The sequence below is a fragment of the Pseudoalteromonas sp. NGC95 genome (assembly GCF_015864705.1).
In the GTDB taxonomy this organism is placed as follows: Bacteria; Pseudomonadota; Gammaproteobacteria; order Enterobacterales; family Alteromonadaceae; genus Pseudoalteromonas; species Pseudoalteromonas arctica.
Map to the genome: position 1 here is coordinate 1 of NZ_JADYWR010000049.1, position 3,850 is coordinate 3,850.

Genomic DNA, 3,850 nt, shown 5'->3' on the forward strand with positions numbered 1-3,850 from the left:
TTTCATTACTGGTGCCCTGAAGCTCTGGTGTTAAGTCGCTGACATCGCCTACGTTTTGAATGGTGAGTAGTGGCGCTTGCGTGTCGATAGTGGTGGTGTCACTCACTGTAGTTTCGTTGCCGACACTGTCGCGTACACTTACTTCAATGGTGCTTTGACCTTCACTTAATGGTGTCGCTGCTGTGGCGCTCCAATCACCGTTTGCATCCACAAGGGCGGTGATAGTTTGCGGGTTGCCTGCGCTATCAGTAACCACGATAGTCACTTGTGCCCCCTCGCCCGCATCACTTGTGCCGCTTATGATTGGCATGTTGCTGTCGCTTTGTGCTGCAACATCAACAGTGAGTGTCGGTGGCGTATTATCAAAGTCATCTGAACTAATTGTACGGGTATTACCTGCGGCATCGGTCGCTGTTGCGGTCACGGAGCCTAAGTTCAGTAATGAGATATCAATACCAGTCAGTGACCAGTTACCATTGGCGTCAGTGGTTGTGGTGTAACTTACGCCCACACCGCCGCCAACAAGTTGCTCAGTAATGGTAATTTCACTGCCAGCCGGTAAATCAGAGGTGCCGTTTAATAACACCAATGAGCCTAATAAGAAGGTAGGTGTAAATGCTAAGTCTGGCGGTGTTATATCGACTTCGCCACTGTCTGTACCCGTGTCTGTATTGCCTGCGGCATCGGTGATGCTGGCGCTGACGCTGTAATTACCTTCCGCTAAATCGCCGCTTGGCGTTACACTCCAGTTACCACTTGCATCGGTTTGTACATCAATGCTTTGAGTGGCATTCGCTGCATCTGTAAACGTAACTGTGATAGTGCTATTAGGTGCATCACTGGTGCCAGTCACTGTGGGTGTGGTGTCATTGGTGAGTACTGGCGCATCCACGGTAATGCTTGGCGCGGTCGTGTCTATTGTGCCGTTACCTGTAATATCGGTGCTGTTACCTGCTGCATCGCTGATGCTGGCGGTGATCGTGTACGGCCCTTCTGCCAAGGCAGTCGGTACTTCTATAGAGAAGTTGCCATCGGCATCCACAGTGGTCGTAAAGGTTTGTGTATTGCCTTGATCGTCCACCACGGTGAAGTTAATAACGGTGCCTTCAACGGCATCGCTTGTGCCGCTAAGTGTCGGGGTGATGTCGCTACTTGAGCCTGGACTGGTAAGTACAAGTGTCGGTGCAATGGTATCTATTTCACCAGTGCCTGTGGCAGTGGCTTCGTTGCCTGCGGCATCGCTCACACTGGCGCTCACTGTAAAGGTGCCTTCAGCCAGTACTTGCGTGGCTGCTACGCTCCATGTGCCATTAACCCCTAATGTGGTCGTTACGGTATGAGTAATATTATTACTGTCGGTGATTTCAACGCTCACGGTGCTGCCTTGTGGCGCATTCGCTGTGCCAGTGATCGTAGGTGTTGTGTCATCAGTCACGGTTACATCATTTACGGCAATATTAGGAATAGTCGTATCCACTACACCATTTTCTGTTGCTGTACTTGTATTGCCGCTTCCATCTGTAACACTCGCTTCAACTTCATAACTGCCTTCAGCTAAGTCAACAGGAGCTTCAACACTCCAGATACCGTCTGTAACAGTTGTTTGTACCGTGTTTGTTATGTCATTACTGTCCGTGAAACTGACGGTGATAATAGTGCCATTTGCTGCACTGCTGGTACCGCTCACATTCGGTGTTGTATCATTTGTGTCCATTAATGCATCGATATTAATACTCGGTGCGTTGGTATCTAATGTTGCGCCTTCACTTAACGTGGTGGTGTTACCTGCACTGTCGCTGACGCTTGCTTCGATAGTGAGTGGACCATCAGTTAGCGCGTTCGGTACATCCGCTGACCAGCTGCCATCGGCTTGCACTGTTGCAGTGAACGTTTCTGTATTATTTGCATCCGTGACGTTAATCGTTATAACCGTGCCTACTGGCGCGTTTGATGTCCCGCTAATTGTTGGTGTGCTGTTATTCGTGGCACCGACTGTATCTAACGTCAGTGTCGGCGCTAAGGTATCTAAGTTGCCTGTTTGTGTAGCGCCGCCGGTGTTGCCTGCATCATCGGTGATACTGGCTTGCACGGTGTAGTTGCCATCTGGTAATTCAGGGCTGGTTGCTTGCCATTCACCGTTTGCATCAACGGTGGCGGTGATGGGGATTTCATCACCATTGCTGTCGGTAATAACAATGTTTACAACGGTGCCTTCTGCCTCTGTTGAGGTACCACTAATGACTGGCGTGCTGTCATTGCCAAGGCCCAGTGCATCCACGCTCACAACCGGGGTGATGGTATCTACATTACCACTACTGTTGGCCGTGGTGTCGTTGCCTGCAGCATCAGTGATGCTGGCAACAACGCTAAAGTCACCTTGTGCAAGGGCACCTGGAATTTCAATATTCCAGTGGCCATCACTTTCAACTATCGTATCAATGGTTTGCACAGCACCTGCGCTATCCGTGATAGTGAGTGTGACAGTGCCACCAATTTCATTACTGGTGCCCTGCAGCTCAGGTGTTAAATCGCTAACATCGCCTACGTTTTGAATGGTGAGCGTTGGCGCTTGCGTGTCGATAGTCGTGGTGTCACTCACGGTGGTTTCATTGCCAACACTGTCGCGTACACTTACTTCAATGGTGCTTTGACCTTCACTTAATGGTGTCGCTGGTGTGGCACTCCAATCACCGTTTGCATCCACAAGTGCGGTGATGGTTTGTGGGTTGCCTGCGCTATCAGTAACCACTATGGTCACTTGCGCACCCTCACCTGCGTCACTTGTGCCGCTTATGGTTGGCGTGTTGCTGTCGCTTTGTGCTGCAACATCAACAGTAAGTGTCGGCGGTGTATTATCAAAGTCGTCTGAGCTAATTGTACGCGTGTTACCTGCGGCATCGGTCGCTGTTGCGATCACTGAGCCAACATCAAGTAACGATATATCCAACCCAACTAATGACCAGTTGCCATCCGCATCCGTTGTAGTGGTATATGTTGCACCAATACCACCGCCTACCAGCTGCTCGGTAATTGTAATTTCACTACCTGCTGGCAAGTCAGACGTACCACTTAAGGTAACCAATAAACCAAGTTCAAACGTTGGCGTAAAGGCAAGAGTTGGCGGAGTTACATCCACTTCGCCGCTGTCAGTGCCTGTACCTGTGTTGCCTGCTGCATCGGTGATGCTAGCGCTGACATTGTAATTACCTTCAGCTAATGTACCTGTTGGTGTCGCACTCCAGTTACCATCAGCATCGGTTTGTACATCAATGCTTTGAGTGGCATTTGCTGCATCTGTAAACGTAACTATGATAGTGCTATTAGGTGCATCACTGGTGCCTGTCACTGTGGGCGTGCTGTCGTTTGTTAATATTGGCGCATCCACGGTAATGCTTGGCGCGGATGTGTCTATTGTGCCGTTGCCGGTAATATCGGTGCTGTTACCTGCTACATCGCTGATGTTGGCAGTAATCGTATACGGTCCTTCTGCCAGTGCAGTGATTACTTCAACTGAGAAGTTGCCATCAGCATCCACCGTGGTGGTGAACGTTTGTGTATTGCCTTGATCGTCCACTACGGTGAAGTTAATAACGGTGCCTTCAACCGCATCGCTTGTGCCGCTAAATGTCGGGTTGATGTCATTACTTGAACCTGGATTCGTTAGGATCAATGTCGGTGCGGTGGTGTCTATTTCACCAGCGCCAGTAGCGGTGGTGTCATTGCCTGCTCCATCGCTCACGCTTGCGCTGATGGTGTATCCACCTTCTGCAATGGCTGCCGGCACAGGAATTGACCACGTACCATTAGCAAGTACGGTGGCGCTCATTGTTTGCGCTGCACCGCTGCTATC

The 3,850-nt window shown here is 50.2% G+C and carries 1 protein-coding gene; it reads right to left on the minus strand.

What is annotated here, in order from left to right; translation table 11 throughout:
- The coding region (locus I6E70_RS20440; protein WP_197189496.1) for a beta strand repeat-containing protein at positions 1-3,850 on the minus strand (3,850 nt) is incomplete at both ends.